The sequence below is a fragment of the Mycetocola tolaasinivorans genome (assembly GCF_003667565.1).
GTDB lineage: Bacteria > Actinomycetota > Actinomycetes > Actinomycetales > Microbacteriaceae > Mycetocola > Mycetocola tolaasinivorans.
Genome location: NZ_RCUX01000002.1, coordinates 15,425 through 39,824, shown reverse-complemented (window position 1 = coordinate 39,824; position 24,400 = coordinate 15,425). Strand labels below are relative to the sequence as shown.

The 24,400-nt window shown below is 68.0% G+C and carries 25 protein-coding genes; 12 read left to right on the top strand and 13 right to left on the bottom strand.

What is annotated here, in order from left to right; all coding sequences use genetic code 11:
* Window positions 1–42: 42 nt before the first annotated feature.
* Together D9V32_RS02075 and D9V32_RS02070 are read left to right on the top strand one after the other, a co-directional pair.
* On the top strand, window positions 43–1,194 hold the full coding sequence (locus tag D9V32_RS02075) for a globin domain-containing protein (RefSeq protein ID WP_121647250.1): 1,152 nt from the start codon (window positions 43–45) through the stop codon (window positions 1,192–1,194).
* A gap of 143 nt (window positions 1,195–1,337) precedes the next feature.
* Complete coding sequence (locus tag D9V32_RS02070; RefSeq protein ID WP_121647249.1) at window positions 1,338–1,601, top strand: hypothetical protein; 264 nt, start codon at window positions 1,338–1,340, stop codon at window positions 1,599–1,601.
* Window positions 1,602–1,648: 47 nt separating this feature from the next.
* Here the strand turns inward: D9V32_RS02070 and D9V32_RS02065 are convergent, their stop codons facing one another.
* The 4 genes from D9V32_RS02065 to rarD all read right to left on the bottom strand — a co-directional run bounded on the left by D9V32_RS02065 (window position 1,649) and on the right by rarD (window position 7,022).
* Window positions 1,649–2,641, bottom strand: a complete 993-nt coding sequence (locus tag D9V32_RS02065) for an NAD(P)-dependent oxidoreductase (protein ID WP_121647248.1) — start codon at window positions 2,639–2,641, stop codon at window positions 1,649–1,651.
* 76 nt (window positions 2,642–2,717) lie between these two features.
* Entirely contained in the window at window positions 2,718–4,238 is a 1,521-nt protein-coding gene (locus tag D9V32_RS02060) for an FGGY-family carbohydrate kinase (protein WP_121647539.1), read from the bottom strand.
* Between the two features lie 189 nt (window positions 4,239–4,427).
* The gene (guaB, locus tag D9V32_RS02055; protein WP_121647247.1) at window positions 4,428–5,930 is read right to left on the bottom strand and encodes an IMP dehydrogenase; all 1,503 of its coding nucleotides are present in this window, start codon (window positions 5,928–5,930) and stop codon (window positions 4,428–4,430) included.
* A 102-nt stretch (window positions 5,931–6,032) separates the two neighbouring features.
* A complete protein-coding gene (rarD, locus tag D9V32_RS02050) occupies window positions 6,033–7,022 on the bottom strand; it encodes an EamA family transporter RarD (RefSeq protein WP_245981950.1) in 990 nt (329 codons plus the stop codon).
* A 202-nt stretch (window positions 7,023–7,224) separates the two neighbouring features.
* On the opposite strand from rarD, the gene D9V32_RS02045 reads away from it, so the two are divergent.
* Both D9V32_RS02045 and D9V32_RS02040 read left to right on the top strand, forming a co-directional pair.
* Entirely contained in the window at window positions 7,225–7,680 is a 456-nt protein-coding gene (locus D9V32_RS02045) for a DUF4190 domain-containing protein (RefSeq protein ID WP_121647245.1), read from the top strand.
* 157 nt (window positions 7,681–7,837) lie between these two features.
* A complete protein-coding gene (locus tag D9V32_RS02040) occupies window positions 7,838–8,320 on the top strand; it encodes a DUF4190 domain-containing protein (RefSeq protein ID WP_121647244.1) in 483 nt (160 codons plus the stop codon).
* A 91-nt stretch (window positions 8,321–8,411) separates the two neighbouring features.
* Here the strand turns inward: D9V32_RS02040 and groES are convergent, their stop codons facing one another.
* A complete protein-coding gene (gene groES / locus D9V32_RS02035) occupies window positions 8,412–8,708 on the bottom strand; it encodes a co-chaperone GroES (RefSeq protein ID WP_030148038.1) in 297 nt (98 codons plus the stop codon).
* A 164-nt stretch (window positions 8,709–8,872) separates the two neighbouring features.
* Between groES and D9V32_RS02030 the strand changes: the two genes are divergently transcribed.
* On the top strand, window positions 8,873–10,060 hold the full coding sequence (locus D9V32_RS02030; RefSeq protein WP_121647243.1) for a class I SAM-dependent methyltransferase: 1,188 nt from the start codon (window positions 8,873–8,875) through the stop codon (window positions 10,058–10,060).
* A 38-nt stretch (window positions 10,061–10,098) separates the two neighbouring features.
* Here D9V32_RS02030 and D9V32_RS16545 read toward each other — a convergent pair whose 3' ends face one another.
* Complete coding sequence (locus D9V32_RS16545; protein WP_121647242.1) at window positions 10,099–10,674, bottom strand: hypothetical protein; 576 nt, start codon at window positions 10,672–10,674, stop codon at window positions 10,099–10,101.
* A 226-nt stretch (window positions 10,675–10,900) separates the two neighbouring features.
* Between D9V32_RS16545 and D9V32_RS02020 the strand changes: the two genes are divergently transcribed.
* Window positions 10,901–11,713 (top strand): putative protein N(5)-glutamine methyltransferase, encoded by an 813-nt coding sequence (locus tag D9V32_RS02020; protein WP_121647241.1) that lies wholly within the window; start codon window positions 10,901–10,903, stop codon window positions 11,711–11,713.
* Between the two features lie 49 nt (window positions 11,714–11,762).
* Here D9V32_RS02020 and tsaD read toward each other — a convergent pair whose 3' ends face one another.
* Genes tsaD through tsaB form a run of 3 tightly spaced genes read right to left on the bottom strand, consistent with a single transcriptional unit; the run spans window position 11,763 to window position 14,047 of the window.
* Entirely contained in the window at window positions 11,763–12,836 is a 1,074-nt protein-coding gene (gene tsaD, locus D9V32_RS02015) for a tRNA (adenosine(37)-N6)-threonylcarbamoyltransferase complex transferase subunit TsaD (protein WP_121647240.1), read from the bottom strand.
* Between the two features lie 24 nt (window positions 12,837–12,860).
* The gene (rimI, locus tag D9V32_RS02010) at window positions 12,861–13,397 is read right to left on the bottom strand and encodes a ribosomal protein S18-alanine N-acetyltransferase (RefSeq protein WP_342772556.1); all 537 of its coding nucleotides are present in this window, start codon (window positions 13,395–13,397) and stop codon (window positions 12,861–12,863) included.
* A 2-nt stretch (window positions 13,398–13,399) separates the two neighbouring features.
* Complete coding sequence (gene tsaB, locus D9V32_RS02005; RefSeq protein WP_121647239.1) at window positions 13,400–14,047, bottom strand: tRNA (adenosine(37)-N6)-threonylcarbamoyltransferase complex dimerization subunit type 1 TsaB; 648 nt, start codon at window positions 14,045–14,047, stop codon at window positions 13,400–13,402.
* Between the two features lie 114 nt (window positions 14,048–14,161).
* Between tsaB and D9V32_RS02000 the strand changes: the two genes are divergently transcribed.
* From D9V32_RS02000 to D9V32_RS01975, 6 genes are all read left to right on the top strand, one after another.
* Window positions 14,162–14,818 carry a GntR family transcriptional regulator gene (locus D9V32_RS02000; RefSeq protein ID WP_121647238.1) on the top strand — a complete coding sequence of 219 codons (657 nt, stop codon included), beginning with the start codon at window positions 14,162–14,164 and terminating at the stop codon, window positions 14,816–14,818.
* Between the two features lie 129 nt (window positions 14,819–14,947).
* Window positions 14,948–15,913, top strand: a complete 966-nt coding sequence (locus D9V32_RS01995) for a tripartite tricarboxylate transporter substrate binding protein (RefSeq protein WP_121647237.1) — start codon at window positions 14,948–14,950, stop codon at window positions 15,911–15,913.
* 14 nt (window positions 15,914–15,927) lie between these two features.
* Window positions 15,928–16,419: a tripartite tricarboxylate transporter TctB family protein gene (locus tag D9V32_RS01990; protein ID WP_121647236.1), complete on the top strand. Its 492-nt coding sequence runs from the start codon at window positions 15,928–15,930 to the stop codon at window positions 16,417–16,419.
* A complete protein-coding gene (locus D9V32_RS01985; RefSeq protein WP_121647235.1) occupies window positions 16,416–17,912 on the top strand; it encodes a tripartite tricarboxylate transporter permease in 1,497 nt (498 codons plus the stop codon). The genes D9V32_RS01990 and D9V32_RS01985 overlap by 4 nt, the downstream gene beginning before the upstream one ends.
* A 19-nt stretch (window positions 17,913–17,931) precedes the next feature.
* Window positions 17,932–18,822 carry a dihydrodipicolinate synthase family protein gene (locus D9V32_RS01980; protein ID WP_121647234.1) on the top strand — a complete coding sequence of 297 codons (891 nt, stop codon included), beginning with the start codon at window positions 17,932–17,934 and terminating at the stop codon, window positions 18,820–18,822.
* Window positions 18,823–18,825: 3 nt separating this feature from the next.
* Entirely contained in the window at window positions 18,826–20,499 is a 1,674-nt protein-coding gene (locus D9V32_RS01975) for a dihydroxyacetone kinase family protein (RefSeq protein ID WP_121647233.1), read from the top strand.
* A 64-nt stretch (window positions 20,500–20,563) separates the two neighbouring features.
* Here the strand turns inward: D9V32_RS01975 and tsaE are convergent, their stop codons facing one another.
* From tsaE to glmS, 4 genes are read right to left on the bottom strand one after another with little or no spacing between them, the layout of a single operon-like run.
* On the bottom strand, window positions 20,564–21,043 hold the full coding sequence (tsaE, locus tag D9V32_RS01970) for a tRNA (adenosine(37)-N6)-threonylcarbamoyltransferase complex ATPase subunit type 1 TsaE (protein WP_425461993.1): 480 nt from the start codon (window positions 21,041–21,043) through the stop codon (window positions 20,564–20,566).
* Complete coding sequence (alr, locus tag D9V32_RS01965; protein WP_121647231.1) at window positions 21,036–22,175, bottom strand: alanine racemase; 1,140 nt, start codon at window positions 22,173–22,175, stop codon at window positions 21,036–21,038. Before alr ends, tsaE begins: the two co-directional genes overlap by 8 nt.
* A complete protein-coding gene (locus D9V32_RS01960; RefSeq protein ID WP_121647230.1) occupies window positions 22,172–22,531 on the bottom strand; it encodes a holo-ACP synthase in 360 nt (119 codons plus the stop codon). Before D9V32_RS01960 ends, alr begins: the two co-directional genes overlap by 4 nt.
* A gap of 5 nt (window positions 22,532–22,536) precedes the next feature.
* Window positions 22,537–24,387, bottom strand: a complete 1,851-nt coding sequence (gene glmS, locus D9V32_RS01955) for a glutamine--fructose-6-phosphate transaminase (isomerizing) (RefSeq protein ID WP_121647229.1) — start codon at window positions 24,385–24,387, stop codon at window positions 22,537–22,539.
* Window positions 24,388–24,400: the final 13 nt, after the last annotated feature.

Sequence of the window (24,400 nt, the reverse complement as noted above, 5' to 3'; positions counted from 1 at the left end):
TTGCTCGCGCGTATGCTTTGCGGCTTCCGACGAAAGGTTCCCATGCTCTCCTCCACCTCGCGTCCGCTCATCGAGGCGACGCTGCCGCTGATTGCCGAGCGCATCGAATTCATCACCCCGGACTTTTACAAGCGCATGTTTGCCGCGCACCCGGAGCTGCTCGACGGGATCTTCAACCTCGCCAACCAGGGCTCGGGTGAGCAGCCGCAGGCTCTCGCCGGCAGCATCGCCGTCTTTGCGACCTATCTGCTCGACAACCCGGACACCTACCCCGAGGTGATGCTCGCCCGGATCGCGCACCGCCACGCCTCCCTCGGCGTCACCGCAGACCAGTACGACATCGTCTACACGCACCTGTTCGCGGCGATCGCCGCGGATCTCGGCGACGCCATCACCCCGGAGATCGCCGCCGCCTGGACCGAGGTGTACTGGCTCATGGCCCACGCGCTGATTCGTCTGGAACGCGACCTCTACGCCACGCAGGCAAACAACCGCATGTGGACGCCCTGGATCATCAGCGAGCGTCACGCAGCGGGCAACGCGGTCAACATCACCTTCACCCCGGCCGACCGTACCCCGATCACCCCGGCGCTGCCCGGACAGTACGTCAGCGTCAAGGTACGCCTCGACTCCGGCCTGCACCAGGCACGTCAGTTCACCCTCACCGGTGCCGGCGGTGCCGAGCGCCGGATCACCAGCCGCAAGCGCGCGGATGGCGCGGTCTCCCCGCTCCTCCAGGACGAGCTGCCGATCGGCAGCACCGTGGAGCTCTCAAACCCCTACGGCGACGTCGTACTCACCCCCGGTGATCACCCGCTGATCCTCGTCTCCGCGGGCATCGGCTCGACGCCCAGCGCCTCGATGCTGCACGCACTGCGCGCCGAGGGATCGGGCCGACGCATCATCGTGCTGCACGCCGATCGGGCACCCGAGGTCTGGGCGCTGCGCGACCAGATGATGACCGATATCGCACACCTGCCGGGGGCCAGCGTGCACACCTGGCTCGGCGAGGGCAGCGGCGAGGCCATCGATCTGAGCCGCCACCGCATCCCCGCCGATGCCGAGCTGTTCGTGTGTGGCCCGCAGCCGTTTATGCAGCGCATCCGTGAGCAGGCGCTGGCCCTCGGGCTGTCCGCACAGCGGGTGCACTACGAGATTTTTGGTCCGGACGTCTGGCTTCCGCAGGGTGCCTAACCCGCCCCGACGCCAAAACAATATGCGTTTTGGCCCCTAACACGCACATTGTCCCCCAAACAATGTGCATAAACGCTACGTAGAGTGACACTCATGGACCTCGCCACCGGCAGGACGCCGATCACGGGGCCAGCATCGATCCCGTGGTCGCCGTCCAGGCCGAGCTGAAGGAGCGCCTGCGGTCATCCAACCTGCGCGCGGATTCGGCGCACGCACTGGTGGATCTCGCCGTGGCCAACCCGAGCTTTACCGTCGGCAGGGCCGAGACCGCCCTCGGGCTGTCCTACGGCCGGGCGAACCGCCTGATCACCCAGCTGTGCGATCTCGACATTCTTGGCGTGGTGAATCCGCACGCCTATAAACGGCGCTTTTTCGCGCCGAGCGTGCTCTCGGTCCTCACCGCATAGTGCGGAGCCGCGCGTCACACGCGCGGCCCCGCACCGGCGCGCACCGCCTAGCCGGCGAGATCTGCGGCGTTTGCCACGGCGCGCGGGGTTTCCCCGCCCGCCCAGGCGATCAGTGCCTCGGCGGCGATGCGCGAGTGCTCGGCCACGACGTCCTCGGAAGCGCCGGCAATATGCGGGGTCATCGTGACGTTGTCCAGGGTGAAGAGTTCGTGGCCCGCGGGCAGCGGCTCCTGATAGAAGACGTCAAAGCCGGCACCGGCGATGCGACCCTCGCGCAACACGGCCATGAGCGCGTCCTCGTTGATGATCGCGGCGCGACCGGCGTTGATGAGGAATGCCTCGGGCTTCATCCAGGCCAGCTCGGTCGCGCCGATGAGGTTCTCGGTCGCGGGCATCAGCGGCACGTGTACGGTCACGATGTCACAGCCCATGGCCTCCTCCAGCGAGACCACGGTGGCGTCCTCGCCAAAGGCGTCGGTGGGGAGGAAGGGGTCGTACACCTTGACGGTCATGCCGAATCCGAGGGCGCGGCGCAGGACGCGACGACCCACGGCACCGCCACCCAGGATTCCGAGGGTGCGGCCGCCGAGGCCGATGCTCGTGAACTTCACGTAGGGCTCAAAGACGTCGTCCTCGTGCCAGTTTCCGGCGCGCATCCAGGCCTCGGAGCGCGAGACGTGACGGACGGTGTCCATCAGCAGGGCAAAGCTGAGGTCCGCGGTGACCTCGGCGTTTCGGCCCGGAGTGGTGACCACGGGGATGCCACGCTCGGTGCAGGCGGCGAGATCCACGTTCGCCGGCTTTGCCCGGCAGGAGATCACGAGCTCAAGGTTGGGGGCGAGGTCGAGGGTCGCGCGGTCCACCACGTCGAGCTCGGCCACGATTACGCGGGCCTCGGCGAGCTCGGACTCAAGCCCCATCGTGGCGAGCGAGTCCCCCGCCATCGACGGCTCGGTCCGAGTAATCGCGAAGCGATCGGCGAGGGAGTCCGCGAGCGGTGCGGAGAAGGGTGCGGTAATCAGGACGCGGGGTGCGGTCATCGCGGGTGTGCTCCTTAGTAGCGAGGCGAAACGAGTGGGTCAAAACGGAAGAGTCAAAACGCGGGCTTGACCGGCGCTAGTGTGCGCGAAGGGCGCGCACTGCGGGCCAGTGGGGACGCAGCGCATCCCGCACGGTGATGAACGTGCGGTACGCACGCACCGAGGAATCGTGACGCTCGGGATTCGGGGCGAATACCGAGGAGTCCGAGGCCAGCGCCGATACCGCCTCGGCGAGGGTTTCGACACGGCCGGACGCGAGCAGCGCGAGGCTCGCGGCCCCGCGGGCACCCACCTCGGGGGCATCCTGGCGGCGAATCCGACGGCCGGACACATCGGCGAGGATCTGGCACAGCAGATCGGAATCGGATCCCCCGCCACAGATGCTCACCTCCTCCTCGAGACCGAGGAGGTCCAGGCACTCCACGAGCGCGAAGGCGAGCCCCTCATAAACGCTGCGCAGCAGCTGCCCCGAGGTTGTTGTCACGCTCATGCCGAGCCAGGAGGCGCTGGCATTCGGGTCCACAAACGGCGCGCGCTCCCCGCTGGGCGAGCCATAGGGCAGGTAGAGGACGCCGCCGCTGCCGGGGCCCGCCCGCCGAGCCTCCTCCTCGATCTCCTGCCACCCCAGACCCTCCAGGTCGAGGGTCTGGCGAACCCAGTCGAGGTTGGGGGTGCCGGACATGGGCACGAGGGTTTCCAGAACCTGTTCACCGCGGCCGGTGCGCAGCACGATGCCGAGGTTCGTGGTGAGCGCCTCACGATTCTTCTGGTTGACACCGACAAAACCGGTTGTGCCCAGGATCATGTAGCCCTCACCGTCCCCGATGGCCCCCATGCCCACCCCGGCGGCGCCGGTGTCCACCATGCCCACGGCTACGGGAATGCCCGCGGGCAGCCCCACCTCGCGGCCGGACTCCTCGGTCACCCGGCCCCCCACGGCGGCGGGGTCCAGAACCGGGGCCAGGATGTCGCGCAGGCGCGGGTCTGCGGCCGCGGCGAGCAGCGCCTCATCGTAGGTGCCGTCACCGATGTTGAGGAAGCCGCGGGAGGCGTCGCTGGGGTCGGTCGCGCGTACACCGGTGAGCTTGAAGCGCAGCCAGTCCTTGCAGTTGAGGTGCGTGTGGGCACGGGCGATCGCCTCCGGATCACGCTCGGCAAGCTCGCTCCAGAGCACCGGCAGCGCGCCGGAGTTCAGGGGTGAGGCGGTCGCGGCTCGCACGGCTTCCGCCCGGCCGTCGCCCTCCCAGGCAGCCACGCGCGGTGCCGCTCGGCCGTCAAGCCAGAGCGCGGCGGGGCGCACGGGGCGTCCCGCCTCGTCGATGAGCCAGGCACCGTCGCCCTGCCCGGTAATACCGATCGCCACAACGTCGGGGTCAAAGTCCTCCCCGCTCGGGGACTCCAGGGCATCCCGAATGGTGCTCGCGGTCGCGGTCCAGAGGGCGTCCATATCGGCTTCCACCGCACCGTCATCGCCGCGCAACAGGTGAACCGAGGAGCGGGAGACCGCAAGAATCTCGCCGGCGAGGTCAAAGACCACGGTCTTGACCGAGGTGGTGCCGGCATCGATGCCGAGGAGGACGGGGATGCGTCGTTGCATGGGTGACTCCGAACGAGAGGGGACAAACGGGTCGATCGTGAACATTAGTTCATTGCAGCGATCTAATGTTCATCATAGGGGATGAACGCTCACTTTGCATCCTGGAGCACCCCGCCGCCCGCGTCAACGCACACAAAAGGGCGGGCCCGGAACGAAAATCGTTCCGGGCCCGCCCCGTGTCGCGGGTGACTAGCCGCGGTAGTTGGGCGCCTCGGCGACCATCTGAATGTCGTGCGGGTGGCTCTCCTTGAGGCCGGCCGCGGTGATGCGTACGAACTTGCCGTTCTGCTTCAGATCCGCGATGGTGCGAGCACCCACGTAGAACATCGACTGACGCAGGCCACCGATGAGCTGGTAGGCCACGGCCGAGAGCGGTCCACGGAAGGGAACCTGACCCTCGATGCCCTCGGCGATGAGCTGGTCATCGGTGGGGACGTCGGACTGGAAGTAGCGGTCCTTCGAGTACGAGGTCTTCTTGCCGCGGGTCTGCAGCGCACCCAGCGAACCCATGCCGCGGTACTTCTTGAACTGCTTACCGTTGACGAGCACCAGGTCTCCGGGGCTCTCGGTGCAGCCCGCGAGGAGCGAACCGAGCATCACGCTGTCGGCACCGGCAACCAGGGCCTTGGCGATGTCACCGGAGTACTGCAGGCCACCGTCGGCGATGACCGGAACGCCGGCCTCGCGGGCGGCGAGGGAGGCCTCATACACGGCGGTAACCTGGGGCACGCCCACGCCGGCCACCACGCGGGTGGTGCAGATCGAACCCGGGCCCACACCCACCTTGATGGCGTCGGCACCGGCGTCAATCAGAGCCTGTGCGCCCGAACGGGTCGCGACGTTACCGCCGATGACGTCGATGTGGGCAAAGCTCGGGTCGGCCTTCAGCTTGCGAATGATGTCGAGCACGCCGGCGCTGTCGCCGTTGGCGGTGTCGACCACGAGAACGTCCACGCCCGCGTCGCGCAGGGCGGAGGCGCGCTTCCAGGCATCGCCGAAGAAGCCGATGGCGGCGCCCACGCGCAGGCGGCCCTCGTCGTCCTTGGTAGCGTCGGGGTAGCGCTCGGTCTTGTCGAAGTCCTTGATGGTCATCAGGCCGCGGAGCTTTCCGGCCTCATCCACCAGGGGAAGCTTCTCGACCTTGTGCTGGGCGAAGATCGCCAGGGCGTCTTCCTTCGAGATGCCGACCGGAGCGGTGATCAGCGGCTGCGGGGTCATGACCTCGGACACCTTGGTGGTGGCCATCTTGTCGTTGTCCACAAAGCGCATGTCGCGGTTGGAGATGATGCCCACGAGGGTGCCGTCGGATTCCACGACGGGCAGACCCGAGACGCGGAACTCTCCACAGATCGCGTCGACGTCGGCCACGGTGGCCTCCGGACGCGTGGTGACGGGGTTCGTGATCATGCCCGATTCAGAGCGCTTCACCTTGTCCACGTGCGCGGCCTGCTCCTCGATGGAGAGGTTGCGGTGCAGGATTCCAATGCCACCGTGGCGGGCCATTGCGATCGCCATGCGGGACTCGGTCACGGTGTCCATTGCGGAGGACAGCAGCGGCGAGTTCATGGTGATGCGCTTGGTGAGCCGGGTGGTCGTGCGTGCCTCACTGGGGATCACGTCGGTGTGCCCGGGAAGGAGCATCACGTCGTCATAGGTCAATCCCAAGAATCCGAACGGATCCGGCTGTTCCATATTTCCTCTTTTGCTATCTCTGGGCCCGGGTGGGGGTCGCGAATGTCCACTCGAATCCCGGTAGGGACCCGATAGTCCATGTTAAGCGATTTTCGTGTCGAATTATTTCCCGGGCTTCTCGGGTGAACTTTCGTGCGAGACGATCGGGATGGCACCGGTCTGTGCCTGGGCCAGGGCGGCGTCCGCCAGGCGGTTGGCTCGGCCGTGTCGCACGAGGTCCACCGACAAGATAACAAGCGATAGCCAGACGATTCCGAAGCCGATCCAGCGCTCCGGCGGGAGCTGCTCACCGAGCACCAGCCAACCGATCAGGAACATCAGGGTCGGGCCAAGATACTGGGCAAATCCCAGGGTAGTGAGCGAGATCCGGCGGGCACCCGAGGCGAACAGCAGCAGCGGCGCCGCGGTCGTGATACCGGTCGCGATCATGAGTACGGTGAGCAGCGGTGAGGAGTGCAGCAGGTCGAGGCTTCCGGTGTGCGCCCAGACCACGCCGATGATGATCGCGGCCACGGGCAGCAGCAGAATGGTCTCGATAAAGAGCCCGGTGAGGGCGCTGACCCGCGCGCCGATGCCCTTCTTCAGGACGCCATAGATACCAAAGGTGACGGCGAGGATCAGCGCGATCCACGGCACTCGGCCCAGACCGATCGAGATGATCACGAACGCGACCACCGTCATGCCGAGCGCAAACCACTGCGTGGGCCGCAGCTTCTCGCGATAGATGATGACGCCCAGCAGGATCGTCACCACGGGGTTGACGAAGTACCCGAGCGCCGCCTCGACAACGAAGCCGCTCGTGGTCGCGATCACATAGGTTTGCCAGTTCACGTAGATGATGAGGCCCGCGCTGGCGATCACGAGGGTCATTTTCGGGCGGCGCAGCACCTCCATCACCGACGGCCAGGTGCGGGTCGCGGTAATCAGGATCGCGCACAGCACGGCGGTAAAGACGATTCGCCAGGCGACAATCTCAAACGGGTTGACGGATTTCAGCAGGACAAAGTACAGCGGCAGAATGCCCCAGATCAGATATGACAGGAGGGCATAGGCAAGGCCGCGGCGTGACTCGGTGGGGGTAACGGAGTTCAAGGGGTGCTTTCTTTGTGGGAACATCCGAGGATAACCCGATTCGCCCGCCGGCGATTCCAACCGGCCACCCCACACGACAGGGCGTCATCCATTCACCGACCGGGCGGCCCCCAACGAGGGTTCCTATGAAAGCGTGAGAAAAACGGTCCTCCTGGCATCCCGTCGGTGAGAGACGCCGCGTCTTCCCCTCAAGGAGCCCCGCATGAGCGACAACAACGTCACCCCGCCCGTCTCGCCCCAGCAGCCCGAACAGCCGGGTTTTGCGGCGCAGCCCGGGTATTCCGCGCAACAGTCCGCGTATCCGGCCCAGCAGCCGGCGTATCCGGCGCATCCAGGCTCGGCCCCGCAGCCGCAGCAGTATGCCGCGCAGCAGCCCGGGTATCCCGCCCCGCAGCAGGGTTACGGCCAGCCCGTCGCGCCGCGCACCAACATGATGGCCATTCTGGCCCTCGTCTTTGGGATCCTTATGGCACCGGTGGGCGTCATCCTCGGGCACATCGCACTCAAGCAGCTGAAAACCTCCGGTGAGGGCGGTGCGGGCTTTGCGAAGGCCGGGCTCATCATCGGCTACGTCATGATCGGCCTGTGGCTCCTCAGCATGGTCATGATCGTGATCCTCGGGATAATCGCCGGCGCATCCTCCTCCTACTCGTACTAGGGCACCGAGAGTAGCGCGCCTTAACCACTCAGTGCCGTCGTAACCGCTCAGTGCCGTGGTAACCACTCAGAATGCGGTTACGGCGCGCTACGTTCCCTGTTCAAACCGCTTCCCGCTATGCCAGAATTGGGAATCACCAGTTTGAGGGGAAATCACCATGAGCGACAACAACAATAACTTCACCCCGCCCGAGTATCCGCAGGGCGGCCCGCAGCAGACCCCGCCGGCATACCCGACCCAGGCCGATGGCCTGCCCGGCTACCCGGCACCCGCCGGCGGTCAGCCCGGCTACCCCGCACCGCAGGGCTATCCGGCACCCGAGGGCTACCCGCAGCAGGGCTATGCCCCGGCCGGTTACCCCCAGCAGGGTTACCCCGCCGGGCCCCCGCGCACCAACCTGCTCGCGATCCTCTCGCTCGTCTTTGCGTTTGTCTTCGCCCCGGTGGGCATCGTGCTCGGCCACATTGCGAAGAAGCAGCTGAAGACCTCCGGTGAGGCCGGTGCCGGGCTCGCCAAGGCCGGTCTGATCATCAGCTACATCGTCACCATCCTCGTGATCCTCGGTATCGCGCTGTGGATCGTGATGATCTTCGTGCTGATCGCAAACGGCTACGACATGAGCCAGATCGACACCTACTAGCCAGGACGCACCTCCCGCCCGGAGGCGCTCAGACAAAAGCCTCGCCCCCGTCCGGATTCCGGACGGGGGCGAGGCTTTTGCGCGGGTGAGGTTAGCGAACCACCACGGCGAGTACGTCGCGAGCCGAGAGCACGAGCAGGTCTTCCCCGCCGTACTTCACCTCGGTTCCGCCGTACTTGGAGTAGATGACCTTGTCGCCGACGGCGACGTCGAGGGGGATGCGGTTGCCGTTGTCGTCAATGCGACCCGGACCGACAGCTACAACCTCGCCCTCCTGGGGCTTTTCGGTAGCGGACTCGGGGATGACCAGGCCGGAAGCAGTGGTGCGCTCCGCCTCGACCTGCTTGATGACGATGCGATCCTCGAGCGGCTTGATGGAGACCGACACGGTTGACCTCTTTCTAGACTAAGCGTGGTTAGCACCCTCACGTCGAGAGTGCTAATCACAGTCTAGGGATCCGTTGGCACTCACGCAACGCGAGTGCCAACGCGGCGACACATTCGACGCGCCACCGGCGGGCACAGACCCCGCGGAGTTGGTAGGTTTGGGCGGTGGAGAGAAACGAGCTACTCGAACTACTGACCCCCGAGGGCCTGCGTCTGCTGGACGAGCTGGCCGCCGAATCCGAGGGATCAGACCCGGTCGCCCGGGTGAGCCGGTTGCGCGCGCAGGGGCACGCGCCCGAGCTGGTGTCGGCCGCGCTGACCCAGGATCGCCTGCGCCGAAAGGCGGTGGGAAAGTTCGGTGAGTTTGCCGCAAGAATGCTCTTCACCCAGGCCGGCCTCGAACAGGCCACCCGGTTACGCGTGGCCGCGCTGCACGCCGGTCGCTTCCGTGCGCTCGCTCCGGACCACCTGGTGGATCTCGGCTGCGGCATCGGCGGTGACGCCCTCGCGGCGGCCGCGATCGGGCTGCGGGTCACCGCGGTGGACCGCGATGAGATCACCGCGACCCTCGCCAGCTACAACCTCGCCCCCTTCGACAATGCGGACGTGTTGAACCTCTCCGCCGAGGACGTCGACCTCGCCCCATATGACGCGGTCTACCTCGACCCCGCCCGCCGCACCTCCGGTCACTCGAACACCACCCGGCTGACTCGCGCCGCCGACTACTCCCCCGGGCTCGACTTCGCCTTCGGCCTGGCCGAAACCCGCGCCGTGGGCATCAAGCTCGGCCCGGGCTTTGATCGGGAGGACATTCCAGCCGGCTGGGAGGCCCAGTGGATCACCGTGGATGGCCAGGTCGTTGAGCTCGGCCTGTGGTCGCCGCAGCTCGCACGCCCCGGCATCACCCGGGCGGCCCTCGTCATCAGCGATGCCGGAAGCCACGAGATGACCGCCGCCGCGGACAGCGCGGACGTCGACGTGCGTGAGCCGGGCGAATACCTCTACGAGCCCGACGGCTCGGTGATCCGCGCCCGTCTGATTGGCGATCTGGCCCGCGAGCTGGACGCCGGGATGCTGAGCCCCGGCATCGCCTACCTCACCGGTGATACCGCGGTGGAGACGCCCTTTGCCGCGCGGTTCCGCATCCTCGAGCGCTTCACGCTGGATGAGAAGAAGATCAAGCGCGAGCTGCGTGCCCGCGGAATCGGCACGCTCGAGGTGAAAAAGCGCGGGGTAGACATCGACCCCGCCACCTTCCGGAAGAAAATGGCGCTCTCGGGGAAGAACTCGGCCACGCTGTTCCTCACTCGCATCGATGGCCGGCACACGGCACTACTCGCCGAGCGCGCGTAGGGGCCCAGCTTCGGCCGAGCGCACCGGAACGGGAGCGCCTAGTTGAGGAGCAGATCGATAAACCGCAGCACGCTGTAGCCAAACCAGACCACGGTGGCGACGAGCCCGACCAGGGCGAGGGTGCGGCCGCGTCGAGCGCGGGCGTGCCCCGCGGGGTCTCCGCGCAGTGCCCGCGGTGCCAGCACCAGGGCGGCGATCGCGAACGGAAAACCCCAGCCGAATACGATGCCGCCGATAAGCCCGAGCAGGCCAAAAATCAGCGTGAGCGTCGCCGTGCCGGTGCGCGAGCCACCGGCGATCGTACCGGGAGCCGCCACGTACCCCGAGGCGGCGTCGCTCCAGGTCACCCGGGGTGCCCCGGGCTGAGTACCGGGCTGGACGGGAGCGTATCCGGGCGCGGGCGGGTAGCCCCGCCCCTGCGGAGCCGGAGCGTAACCGGGTGTAGCCGGCGCGTAACCCTGCGGTGCCGCAGCATAGCCCTGCGGCACCGGCGCAGCGGGAGCCGCGGGTGCGTAGCCCTGCGGCGCGGCCCCAAAGCCGGGCTGCGAGGGCGCGGCGAAGTTCAGATCGGGGGCCGGCTCGGTGGGTTCGGGCGGCGTTCCTGCGTCTGACATGGTCTCTCCCGGTGGCTCGCTTCGTAATCGAAAAGAACGGTGAGCGGCGCGATGCCGTCCCGTGCAGAATACCCGACCGGGCACCCGGGTGTCCGGTCGGCGGCGGATCCGGTGTCGTGAGGTCCCCGGGTGAGCGGACACGGACACCCCCCAAAATTTTTCCCCCAGTACGGGCAATCCGCCGCCTCCCCTGGCCGTTCTCAGCGAGCGGACGTACCATGACCGCATGCGCTCCACACTCCCGTTTCCACGCGAGCCGGTGATCGACCGGCTCCGCGCCGCGGGCTGCGTGTTTGCCGAGGAGGAGGCCACTCTGCTGGGGCGTGCCTGGGCCGAGCGCGGCCCGGCCCAGGCCGAGGTGCTCATCCAGCGCCGCATCCTCGGCGAACCGCTCGAACAGGTGCTGGGCTGGGCCACGTTTCTCGGCCTCGAGATCCGGCTCGGGGCGGGCGTTTTTGTTCCGCGCCGCCGCACCGAGTATCTGGCGCTGCGCGCGATTGCACGCGCCTTCGAAACCCCGGAGGCCCGGGTACTCGATCTGTGCACGGGCTCGGGGGCGATCGCCGCGGCCCTCGCCGATCGGGTGCCGGACGCCCGCATCTCGGCCAGCGATAGTGACCCGGTCGCACTCGCCTGGGCACGAGAAAACCTGGGCGAAAGCATCCCCGTGTACCTCGGCGATCTCTTTGCCCCGATCCCCCATGCGCTGCGCGGCACGTTCGACGTGATCGTGGCCAATGCCCCCTACGTGCCCACCGACAGCATCGCGCGGATGCCCGCTGAGGCGCGCGATTTTGAGCCCAGCGCCGCGCTGGATGGCGGCGAAGACGGTCTTCGCGTGCACCGCCGCATCCTCGCCGAGGCCGGCTCCTGGCTGGCACCGGGCGGCACCCTGCTCATCGAGATCTCACGGTTGCAGCTGGGCGGGCTCCGCGGGGCCTTCGCCGCCGCTGGGCTCGCCCCGCACGCGAGCCACGATCCCGATCGCGAGGCCACCGTGCTCGAGGGCACGCGCGTGCGAGCCACCCCTGCCCGCTGAGCGCGACGGGCCGATCCCGGACCGCACGCGGGGCGCCCGCGGCCGAGGGTTATCCCTCCGTAAGCTCCGCCACCTGAATCTCGGTCACCGGCAGCGTGGAGTCCGCGGCCACACCGAGGCTGGAGGGCTGCTTGCCGGCCATGATGAGCTGGGCGGCGAGGGCGGCGATCATCGCGCCGTTGTCGGTGCAGAGCGAGAACGGCGGAATGCGCAGGGCAACCCCCGCGGCGGCGGCTCGCTCGGTGGCCACCTCGCGCAGTCGCGCGTTGGCGACCACACCGCCGCCGAGCAACAGGCGCGGCACACCGAGGTCCCTGCAGGCGTTGATGGCCTTGGTCACGAGCACGTCAACCACGGCCTCTCGGAAGCTCGCGGCCACATCGGCGACGGGAATCTCCTCGCCGGCGTCCTCGGCGCGCTCCACCCAGCGGGCCACGGCGGTCTTCAGCCCGGAGAAGGAGAAATCGTAGCGGTGCTCGGCCATGTCCTTGGGCAGGCTGAGCCCGCGCGGGAAACGGATGGCCGCGGGATTTCCGCCCTCGGCCGCGCGGTCGATCTGGGGGCCGCCGGGGTAGGGCAGGCCAAGAATTCGGGCCACCTTGTCAAAAGCCTCACCCGCGGCATCGTCGATGGTTTCGCCGAGGAGCTCCACATCACCGACGAGGTCGCGCACGAGCAGCAGCGAGGTGTGGCCGCCGGAGACCAGCAGGGCGATCGTGGGGTAGTCAAAGGGTTCGCCGCGGGTGTCCAGGATGTCGGCACCGACGTGCCCCACGAGGTGGTTGACCGCGTAGAAGGGCTTGTTGGTGGCGAGGGCGAGAGCCTTGGCCGCACCGACGCCCACCATGAGGGCACCCGAGAGACCGGGGCCGCTGGTCACGGCGATCGCGTCGAGCTCGTCGAAGGTCACGCCGGCCTCGGCCATCGCGGCCTCGATCGAGGGGCCCATCGCCTCGAGGTGCGCGCGGGCCGCCACCTCGGGAACCACGCCGCCGTAGCGCGCGTGCTCATCCATTGAGGAGGCGATCGTGTTGCTCAGCAGGGTGCGGCCGCGCACGATCCCGATCCCGGTCTCGTCGCAGGAGCTTTCGATCCCGAGTACAAGCGGGTTTTCGCGGTTCATGGGGTTCCTTCGGGTTGTAAAGATCTAGGCGTTGACGCCGATGCCGGCGGGAGTGTGCGGCAGGGTGAGGCGCATCACGACCGCGGTGACGTTATCGGGCTGATAGTAGCCGGGGCGCTCGGCGATCTCCTCGAATCCGAGGTCGCGGTACAGCGCTCGCGGTGCGGACTTGTCTTCGCGCACCTCGAGGAAAATCTCGCGAACGCGCAGGGCCCGGGCGTTCTCGATCAGGGCGTTCATCAGGCCGCGGCCGATGCCCTGTCGACGAGCATCGGAGGACACCGCGATGGTTTGGATGTCGGCGTCGCCGCTGCCCGCGGGCGCAAAGATGCCGCCATAGCCCACGATGGTGGTGGGGTCACCGGTGAAGTATGCAACCAGGTAGCGGGTGTGCGGGGAGGCGATATCCGCGGCCATCGCGCTCGAGGACCAGGCGTCGGAGACGAACTCCGCGGTTTCGATCGCCATGATGGCGTCGAGGTCATCGGCAGTGGCCATCCGCAGGCTCCAGACCGGCTGGATCTGTGTGCCGCCGGGCACGCCGGGCTGAGGTGCACTCACGGCTAGCTCACCCGCTTGCGCGGGCCCTGGGCCGCGATGTCCGGCGGGCGGAGGTACAGAGCCTCATCCTCGGCTCCGGGCCGACCGGCGGCACGCACGCGCTGGGCGAGAATGCCGAGCGAGCCGGCGGGGATTCCGACGGCATCTACCCGGTGCGGGGCGGTGCCCGCGGTGCCCAGACGCTCGGTCTCGGCGATGTCAAGGTCTTCGGGGCGGGCGAGCGCGGGGCCGGCCTCGCGCACGGGAATACCGGCGGCGTCGAGACCGCTGTAGCGCGACCAGTAGAGCTCGCGGCGGCGCGCATCGGTGGTCACAAGGAGCTCGCCGGTGCCGCCGTTTTCGTACCATTCGAGGGCGAGCGCGTCGTGGCTCACGAGCGGGATGACCGGGATGTTCGCACCCTGGCCAAAGGCACGGGCGGCCGCGATCCCGATGCGCAGGCCGGTGAAGGGCCCGGGGCCCATGCCCGCGGCTACCGCGCTGATCTGGGCGGCGGTGGTGCCGGTTTCGGCGAGCACCTCCTGAATGAAGGTGCCCACCACCTCGACGTGACGTCGGGTATCGGTGAGCACGCGGGAGGCGCGGATTTCTCCGTTGGCGCTCACCAGCGCAACGCCGGTTCCGGTGGAGGTATCAATCGCCAGGTACATGTCCCCAGGATACCCGTCGCAAGATTTCCCACACGAATCCTTGACAGTGCCCGAAACCTCGCCTAGATTCGGATTACTGTTTACAGTAAACCGTAAACACGAGAGGATCCATCGATGCACCCTCTGCTTCCGCAGCGACCGGCCGGACTCGGCAACCAGATTGCCGACGTTCTTCGTCGGCAGATCGTCACCCAGGAGCTCCCCAGCGGTGCTCTCCTCGTGGAGGAGAAACTCGCCGCCGACTTCTCGGTGAGCCGTGGCCCCATCCGCGACGCGATCAAGATTCTCGTCCAGGAGGGCCTCGCGGCCACCACCGGGCGCAGCGCAAGCGTGGTGGGCCTCGTTCCCGCCGACATCGATGAGCTGTTCACTCTCCGCACCTCCCTGGAGTTGCTGGCGATGAAAACCGCGGTTCGGGATCACCCGGGCACCCTGGCGACGGCGCTGGAGGATGCACTCGGAGCGATGACCGACGCGGTGGAACGGCGCGATCCCGATGCCTTCACCCGGGCGGACCTGCGCTTCCACAGCGCATCCTTCACGGCCTGCGGCCACCGCCGGCTGGGTGATGTCTGGGCGCAGTATCAGCCCACGATCGAGAACCTCCTCCTGGTCGCAAACCTCGACCACGTGGATCTCGCCCCCTCGCTGCAGAGCCACCTCGACCTTCGCGACCTGATTCTCGCGGGCAACGAGGAGCTCATCGCACGCGAGATTGAATCCCACCTCGACAATTCTCGCGTTCGGGTACGCCGAGAATACACCGACTAACCCCCGCGATACCCAGCCACACCCCACACCGCCGCACTCCCTCCCCGGAGCGACGGTGGCCGTGGCGTACCCAAAAACACACCCTCATACGGCTCCATCCCTGCACATCGACGTGAAAGGTAATCCCCCATGAAGCTCACCCAGGTCATCTCCGTCACCGCCCTCGCCGCGGTCTCGCTCAGCCTCACCGCCTGCGCCAACCGCGGCGGCGGTGAAACCAACGCCGAGTCCTTCCCCGGCAAGACCATCACCATGATCGTGCCCTATCAGGCGGGCGGTGCCTCCGATCTCTCCGCCCGCACGCTGGCCAAGGAGATGGAAGATACCCTCGGCCAGTCCATCGTTGTGGAAAACCGCACGGGTGGTGCCGGTTCGGTGGGTCTCACCTACCTCTCGGCACGGCCGTCCGACGGCTACACCATCGGTTACCTGCCGGTGGAAACCGTGATGCTCGGCCACCAGGGTTACGACCTGGATCCGGCCGCGTTTGATCTCCTCGGGCAGATCGTCTCGGTCCCCGCGACCATCGCGGTGCGCGCCGACAGCCCGTATCAGAGCCTCGAGGAACTCCTCGCGGCGGCCAAGGCAAACCCCGGCAGCATCACCGTCTCCAACTCGGGTGCCGGTTCCATCTGGCAGGCCGCCACCACCGCGCTGAACGAGGCCGCGGGCGTCGAGCTGAAGCCCGTACCCTTCGATGGTGGTGCCCCGGCCGTGACGGCGGCCGTGGGTGGTCAGGTTGACGCCGTCGCCGCGGGTATCTCGGAAACCGCCCCGGCCGCGGCCGATGGCCGCCTGCGAGTGCTCGCGATCCTCAACGACACCACCTCCGAGGCCCTGCCCGGCGTCAAGACCGCCAAGGATCTCGGCACCGACGTGACCATCGGCGGCTGGGGTGCGATCGGCACCCCCGCCGGGCTGCCCGACTCGGTGAAGTCGACCCTGGTAGACGCAGTGAAGAAGGCGGCCGAATCCGATGCCTTCACCGCGGTGATCAACAAGTCCGGTAACCTCCCGGTCTACACCGACCCCGCGGCGTTCGCGACGTTCTACAACGCGGAAGCCGCCCGCTTCGGTACCCTCTTCGCGAAGTAGCCTCGGTCCCTCCCATGTCCGAAACCCTCCCCACGGAGACCGGCCCCGTGGCCGTCGTGATCCCCTCTCGGGCGCGACGGCTGCTGGGGCCGGTGGCCGGCATCGTCGCCGGTCTCGCCCTCCTGGCCCTCACCCTCACGGTGAAGGAGCCCCTCATCCCCACCGGGATGAGCCCCCGCTGGTGGCCCCAGATGCTCGGGCTGCTGCTAACGCTGCTGAGCCTCGGCGTTGCGGTCAAGGAGTTCATCGCCCCCTCCGCCGCCGATCCCGATCTGCAGCCGCCCACCCGCACCGGCATCATCCGGGTCGCCGCGTTCCTCGCGATCATCGCCGTCTACGGCGTGCTGTGGTACTTCATCGCCTTCCCGGTCGCCACCTTCGCGCTGTTTGCCGCGATGGTGTGGGTCCTCGGCGAGCGCGGCTGGAAGGCGCTGCTGCTGTTCCCCGCGATCACCACCGGCGTGCTCTACGTCCTGTTCGGTCTACTCCTCAAGGTGCCACTATGAACGCCGTCGCCGAGGGTCTCGGCCAGATTGCCGACCCGTTTGTCCTGCTGTGCATCCTGATCGGCTCGCTCGTGGGCATGCTCGTGGGAGCCTTCCCCGGCATCACCGCGACCATGTCGGTTGCGTTGGCGTCGAGTTTCACCCTGACCATGGATCCGATCCCCGGAATCGCGGTGCTTCTGACGATCTACGTGGCCGCCAACTTCGGAGACCGTATCCCGGCCATCCTGGTCAATACCCCGGGGACCCCGGCGTCCATCGCGACGACCTTCGACGGATACCCGATGGCCAAGAAGGGCCTCGCCGGTGTCGCACTCACCACGAGCGCGTTCGCCTCGGCGATCGGTACCCTCTGCGGCCTGATCCTCCTGGTGTTTGCCGCGGTGCCGCTGGCCAAGGTCGCGCTGAAGTTTGGCCCGGCCGAAATGTTCGCCCTGGTTGTTTTTGGCCTCACCATGATGGTCGGGGTCTCGGGCGGAAAGATCGGTAAGGGCCTGATCGCCGGGGCGCTGGGCCTTGCCCTGGCCGCGGTGGGTCGCGACCCGATCACCGGAACCGAGCGCTTCACCTTCGGCCAGATCGAGCTGAGCGATGGTATTCCGTTCATCGCCGCCATCATCGGCCTGTTTGGTATCGCCGACGTGTTTGACCAGATGCTGACGCACCGCCCCGAAACCTTCACCGCGATCAAGAACTTTGGCCGCTGGTGGCCGAACCGTTCCGAGGTGCGCGAGATGGTCAAGCCCACCGCGGTGGGTGTGGGCGTGGGAAGCGTAGTGGGGATCGTCCCGGCCGCCGGTGGCGATATTGCCGGCATCATGTCCTGGGCCGCCGCGAAGAAGGTGTCCAAGCATCCGGAGAAATTCGGAAAGGGCTCGCTCGAGGGCCTGACCGCGCCGGACACCGCCTCCAACGCGACCCTGGGCCCCTCGGTTACCACCACCCTGGCACTCGGGATCCCCGGCGACTCGGTCATGGCCGTGCTGATCGGTTCGCTCATCGTCTGGGGCATCCAGCCCGGCCCGGCGCTGTTCACCACGCGGCCGGACATGGTCTACACGATCGCCGGCATCATGGCGATCGCAACGATCCTGACCCTCGCGCTCAGCCTGCTGCGCCTGCGCGGCGTCACCAAGCTGCTGGAGCTCAAGCCGGCGTTCCTCTGGACCGTCATCATCGTGTTCTGCATGGTCGGCACCTTCGCCGTGAACAACAGCGTGTTCGACGTGGGCGTGATGCTCGTGTTTGGTCTCGTCGGTCTGTTCCTGCGCCGAAACGGGTTCCCCGCCGGCCCGGTCGTGCTGGGTCTCATCCTCGGCAAGCTCGCCGAGGGCAACCTGCGCCGCTCCCTGGAGATCGGCGGGGTGGGCAACATTCTCACCAGCCCGATCGCCATGACCATTCTCGTGATCAGCATCCTCGCGATCACGCTGCCCCCGCTCCTGGCACGACGCAGGGCGCGTCGCGCCACCCGTGCCACCACCACCGTCTAACCCCGAAGAAAGTGTGACAATGTCCGCGATTCCCGCAACCCCGCTCGTTATTACCGCCACCCCGACCCTGTTCCACGAGGACGAGTCGCTGAATGTGGAGGCCACCCGCGCCCACCTCACCTGGCTGCACGAGCGCGGTGTTGATGCCCTGTTCCCGGTGGGGACCTCCGGTGAGTTCACCAGCCTGTCCGATGAGGAGCGTCTGACGGTGCTGAAGATCGCGCTGGAGATCTTCCCCGCCGATGCCGTCTACGTCCATGTGGGAGCGGCCACCGCGCACCAGGCCGAGCGTCTGGTCCGTGACGCGGTTGCCGCGGGTGCCACCCGCATGGCCGCGGTGACGCCGTTCTATCAGCCCGCCCCCGAGGATCAGGTGGTGGAGTACTACCGCCGCCTGGTGGCCGCGGCCGATGGTCGTGCGCTCGTCTTCGCCTACCTCTTCGAGGCGCGCACCAGCACCGTCTCGCGCCCCGAGATTCTGGGCCGTCTGGCGGAGGTCGGCGTCGCCGGGGTCAAGCTCAGCGGGGAGAGCGATGCCTCGGTTCAGGCCTATCTGGAGGCCGCCCCCGAGGGCTTCGCCGTGTTCTCCGGTAATGACGTCTCGTTCGGCTGGCTCATTCAGGCCGGCGGTCACGGCATCGTCTCCGGGGTGTCCTCCGCGTATCCCGAGGCCTTCAGCGGGCTGCGTGACGCTCTGATTGCCGAGGATTCCTCGGCGATCAGCGCGGGACAGGCCCGGGTGGAGGAGGCGGTCTCGGCGGTACGCGCCGGAAGCCTCACCCACCTGAAGGCCGGCATCACCGCTCGCGGATTTGCGGCGGGACCGGTCCGGACGGCCGTCGCCCCGACCTCGGCGAATGACCGCGCGGGCATCGAGGCCCTGGCCGCGCGCTACGCGGCGGAGGCGTAGGTCATGCGCAAGATCATCAACGCCCCCGACCGGCTCGTCGATGAGGTGATGGCGGGGATCTTCCTCGCCCACCCGGATCGGGTTCGCCCGGTCACGAGCGATCATCGCACCCTCGCTCGGGTTGATGCCCCCGCTCCCGGTCGGGTCGGAATCGTCACCGGTGGAGGTTCCGGTCACCTGCCGTTTTTCCTCGGCTATGTGGGCACCGGGCTGTGCTCGGCCGTGGCCATCGGAAACGTATTTTCCTCGCCCTCCTCGGCGCAGATCTATGCGGCGTCCCGCGCGGTCGCGAGCGATGCCGGGCTGCTGTACCTCTACGGCAACTATGGTGGCGACGTCTACAACTTCGATCTCGCCGCGGATCTGTGCCGGGCGGAGGGCATCGAGGTGGAGACGGTGCTCGGGACTGATGACATCCTCTCGGCGAGCGAGGCGGATCGGCGCCGCGGGGTGGCCGGGCTCGTCCTGGTCTATCGCGTGGCCGGAGCCGCGGCGGATCGGCTCTGGCCGCTCCCCGAGGTAGCCCGCGTGGCCGCGGCCGCCAACGCGGCAACCCGCACCATGGGGGTCGGGCTCTCGCCCACCATCCTGCCGGCGGCGGGGGAAGCGACCTTTGAGCTGGATCCCGGTGAGATGGAGGTGGGTATCGGTATCCACGGCGAGCGCGGGCGTCACCGTGGCCCGCTGGAGACCGCCGATGAGATCACCGACCGCTTCCTCGCCGAGCTGGAGACCGAGCTGGATCTCACCGCGGGCGCACGCGTCGCGGTGCTGGTCAATGGCCTCGGCGCGACGCCGTTGGAGGAGCTGTACGTGATCTACCGTCGCGTACACGAGGTGCTCGGAGAGCGCGGCGTGACCATCGCGTATCGCCTGGTGGGCGAGTATGTGACGAGCCTCGAAATGGCCGGTGCCTCGGTCTCGATCATGCAGCTGGATGCGGAGCTCGAAGACCTCCTCGCGGACCCGGCAGACTCACCGTTCTTCCACCAGGATGCGCGCCCGGCGGGTGCCGAGGTGCCCGCCGCTCCCCCGCTCGTGGATGCCGCGCTGCTGGGGCCCGAGGTAATGCGCACCGGAACGCCGAGCCGCGTGCGGGAGGTCCTGCTCGCGTCGCTGCCGCACCTGCAGGCCCACACCGATGAGCTCCGCGATCTCGATGCCGCACTCGGTGACGGCGATCTCGGCATCACCGTGGGGGCGGGCTCCCGCGCGATCGTTGATGCCCTCACGGCGCTCCCCGAGGATGCGGATGATGCGGGGGTTGTCCGCACCGCGGCGCTGGCCTTCGCCGCCGCTAACCCGTCCACCTTCGCCGCGCTGGTGAGCGCTGGTCTGCTGGGGGCAGCCTCGGAATTCACCCCGGGAGAGCGGCCCGATAGCGAACGCGTTGCCCGGTTCCTGGAGCGCGTGCGCGACACCATCTCCGAGCGCGGGGGTGCACAGCTGGGTGATAAGACGCTGCTCGATGTGCTTCATCCGCTCATCGCGGTGGTGCGGGCGGCACCGGCGGATCTACCCACGGCGCTGCGCGAGCACGCCGAACGGGCCGTCACCGAGACCGCCGGCTGGGAGTCGCGGCGTGGCCGCGCGGCCTGGCAGGGCGAGCGCACCCGGGGGCAACGCGACCCCGGCGGAGTCGCGGTGGCACGCCTGGTCGACGAGCTGCGCCTCTAACCATACGGAGCCCGCGGGGAGGATTTTCCTCCCCGCGGGCTCCGTCACGTTGTGGCGTACGCGCCTAGACCGCGCTCACGCGCTCGATCCGGACGCTGCGAGGCTCGGATTCCACATCGGCGTCCTCGGCGGCGCCCGCGGTGGGGCGTGCGATCGTGATCTCCCACCAGGAGTCGGCGAGGACCCCGGCCACCTCGTGACCCCACTCGATGATCACGACACTGTTGTCGAGGTCGAGGTCCAGGTCATCAACCTCGAGTGCGCTCGAGAGCCGGTAGGCATCCACGTGTACGAGCGGTGCGCCACCCACGAGGCTCGGGTGGGTACGGGCGAGAACAAAGGTGGGGCTCGTGACCGGGCCGCGCACGCCGAGGCCCTCACCGATGCCGCGGGTCAGCGTGGTCTTCCCCGCGCCGAGCGGGCCGGTGAGGACGATCAGGTCGCCGGCACCGAGCTCGCTGCCCAGGGCAATGCCAAAGGCATGCATGTCAGCAGGGGTGGGCATCGGGAAGGTCCCCGGTGTCAGGGTCTTCGGTTCAGTCATCTGCGCGGGTTCCTCTCGGCTCGGATGCGTCGACCCGGGTAATTCGGCCGCCGAGGCGGGTCACGATTTCGTAGTTGATGGTGTCGGCGGCGCGCGCCCAGTCTTCGGCCCCGGGTTCACCGAGCGCCGGGTCGCCGATGAGCACGACGGGGTCGCCCACCGCGGCGGTATCGGTGCCGAGATTGATGATGAACTGGTCCATCGCGATCTGCCCGACCAGCGGATATCGCCGGCCCCCGATGCTCACCTCGGCCCGGCCGGAGGCGTGCCGCGGAATCCCGTCGGCATAGCCCAGCGGGACGAGCACGAGCGTGGTTTCGGTCTCGGTGCGATACCGGTAGCCGTAGGACACCCCGGTGCCGGCCGGCACCGTGCGCACCGCCGCCACCTCGGATTCGAGGCGTAGCGCGGGGCGCAGCCCCCAGTCGGCTCCGGTATCGCCCTCAAACGGGCTGAGCCCCAGGCAGCCGATGCCGATGCGCACCAGCGTGCCCCGGGTTTCCGGCAGCTTCAGTGCGCCCGCGGTGGCCGCGATGTGCCGCCAGCGCGGGGTCAGACCCGCGGCCTCGGCGCGCGACACCGCATCGGTGAAGCGGGCGAGCTGTGCGTGATCCTCCTCCGGGGAGGTGTTCGAGAGGTGGCTCATCAGGCCGGTCACCCGAAGCTCTCCGGCGATCTCGGCCGCCCGGGCACCCGCAAACAGCGCCTCCCACTCGGTGGGGGCGGTGCCGTTTCGGGAGAGCCCGGTATCCACCTTGAGGTGCACCTCGCCGGTGACGCCGAGGTGCGCGGCGGCGGCACGCATGCGCTCAAGCTGGGCAGCGCCCGAGACGGCGAGCGCGATATTGGCGGTGAAGGCCGCACCAAAATCGGTGTCGGATCCGTGTAGCCAGCACAGCAGCGGCCCCTCCAAGCCCTCGGCCCGCAGCGCGAGTGCCTCGGAGAGGTCGGCCGTGCCGATGATCTGGGCACCACCGCGACGTGCGGCGCGGGCGGTCAGGAGCGCACCGTGGCCGTAGGCGTTGGCCTTGACCACGGCGAGCACCGCCGCGGGAGCCACGGCCGCCGTAATCGTCTCCACATTGTGGGCGATTCGATCGGGATCTACCCGAAGCTCGCGGCGCGGGCTCATGCGGTTCCCCTTCCCTCGGCGATCACAAAGGCGATCGCCGAGTCTCCATCGTGCGAGATCGAGAGGTGAACGCCCTCGATGCCGCGTTCGCTCAGGCGCGCTGCGGTGCGGCCGGAGGTGGTGAGCACGGGCGCCCCCGAGGGGGCGTTCAGCACCTCGATCTCCTGCCAAAACACGTCGTCGCTTCCCCCGAGGGCCTTGATCAGGGCCTCCTTGGCGGCAAATCTCCCGGCGAGCGAGCGGCTGCTCAGCTCACGCTCCGCCGGGGTGAACAGCCGCTCACGCAGCGCGGGTGTGCGCTCGAGGGTACGCAGGAACCGGGGCAGATCCACAAGATCCACCCCGATACCCACGATGGCGGCTATTCGACCGTCACCGACTTGGCGAGGTTGCGCGGCTGGTCCACGTCGAGGCCCTTGGCATTTGCCAGCTCCATCGCGAAGATCTGCATCGGCACGACGGCCAGCAGCGGCTCGAACAGGGGTGCGGCCAGCGGAATGTGGATCACGGTGTCAACGAAGGGCAGTACCGCGGCGTCTCCGGCCTCGGCGATCGCGATCACGCGGGCACCGCGAGCTCGGATCTCCTGAATGTTCGAGACGACCTTGGAGTGCAGGGTCGAGGAGCCGCGCGGGCTCGGTACCACCACGAACACGGGCTGGCCCGGCTCGATCAGGGCGATCGGGCCGTGCTTGAGCTCACCGGCGGCGAAGCCCTCGGCGTGAATGTAGGCCAGCTCCTTGAGCTTGAGCGCACCCTCGAGCGCGATCGGGAAGCCCACGTGGCGGCCGAGGAACAGGATGGCGCGCGAGTCGCTCATCCAGTGCGCGAGCTGCGTGATGGTCTCGGTCTGCTCCAGAACGGTGACGATCTTTTCGGGGATCGCGCGCAGCTCGGCGGTGAAGCCAGCGAGCTCCGCGGTGCCCACGGTGCCGCGCACGCGCGCGACGTGCAGGGCCAGCAGGTAGATCGCGGTGATCTGCGCGACGAAGGCCTTGGTCGAGGCCACGGCCACCTCGGGGCCGGCGTGGGTGTACACCACGGCGTCGGATTCCCGGGGAATGGTGGCACCCTGGGTGTTGCAGATGGAGAGGGTCTTGGCCCCGTTTTCGCGGGCATACTTGACCGCCATCAGGGTGTCCATGGTCTCGCCGGACTGGCTGATCGAGACCACCAGGGTCTGGGCGTCGATCACCGGGTCGCGGTAGCGGAACTCGTGGCTGAGCTCCACCTCAACCGGAATCCGGGCCCACTTCTCGAGCGCGTACTTGCCCACCAGGCCCGCGTAGGAGGCGGTACCGGCGGCGACCACGACGATGCGGTTGATGCCGGTGAAGAGGTCGTCCAGGCCATCGAGTTCGGGGATCATCACGGTCTCGTCGGCGGCGATGCGGCCGCGCAGGGTGTTGGCCACGGCGTCGGGCTGCTCGGTGATCTCCTTGGCCATGAAGCTCGGCCAGCCACCCTTATCCGATGCCGAGGCATCCCACTCAACCTCGAAGGGCTCAACCTCGACGGGGTTGCCCTCGAAGTCGGTGACCGAGACGGCGTTCGGGGTGATCGAGACGATCTGGTCCTGACCGATGGCGAGCGCGCTGCGGGTGTACTCGATAAACGCGGCAACGTCCGAACCGAGGAAGTTTTCGCCCTCGCCCAGGCCGATCACGAGCGGGGAGTTGCGGCGGGCACCCACCACGAGGTCGGGCTGATCGCGGTGCAGGGCGAGGAGGGTGAAGGCACCCTCGAAGCGGTTGACCACGGCGCGGAACGCGGAGAGCAGATCTCCGGTCTCGCGGTATTCGCGGCCGAGGAGAACGGCGGCGACCTCGGTGTCCGTCTCGCTTTCAAACGTGTATCCGGCCTCGACCAGCTCGGCCTTCAGCACGGCAAAGTTCTCGATGATGCCGTTGTGGATCAGTGCCAGCTTGCCGTCGTCACCCAGGTGCGGGTGTGCGTTGGCATCGGTCGGGCCACCGTGGGTTGCCCAGCGGGTGTGCCCAATACCGACGTGGCTTTCGGGGAGGGGAGCGTGTTCCAGATCCCCCGCGAGGACGGCGAGCTTACCCGCACGCTTGCGCGTGTGCAGGTCGCCGGTAGCGTCAATCACGGCCACTCCCGCGGAGTCATATCCGCGGTACTCCAACCGGCTCAGCCCGGACATCAGCACGTCGATACTCGCGCCGCCACCTACATATCCAACGATTCCACACATATAAAGAACAATA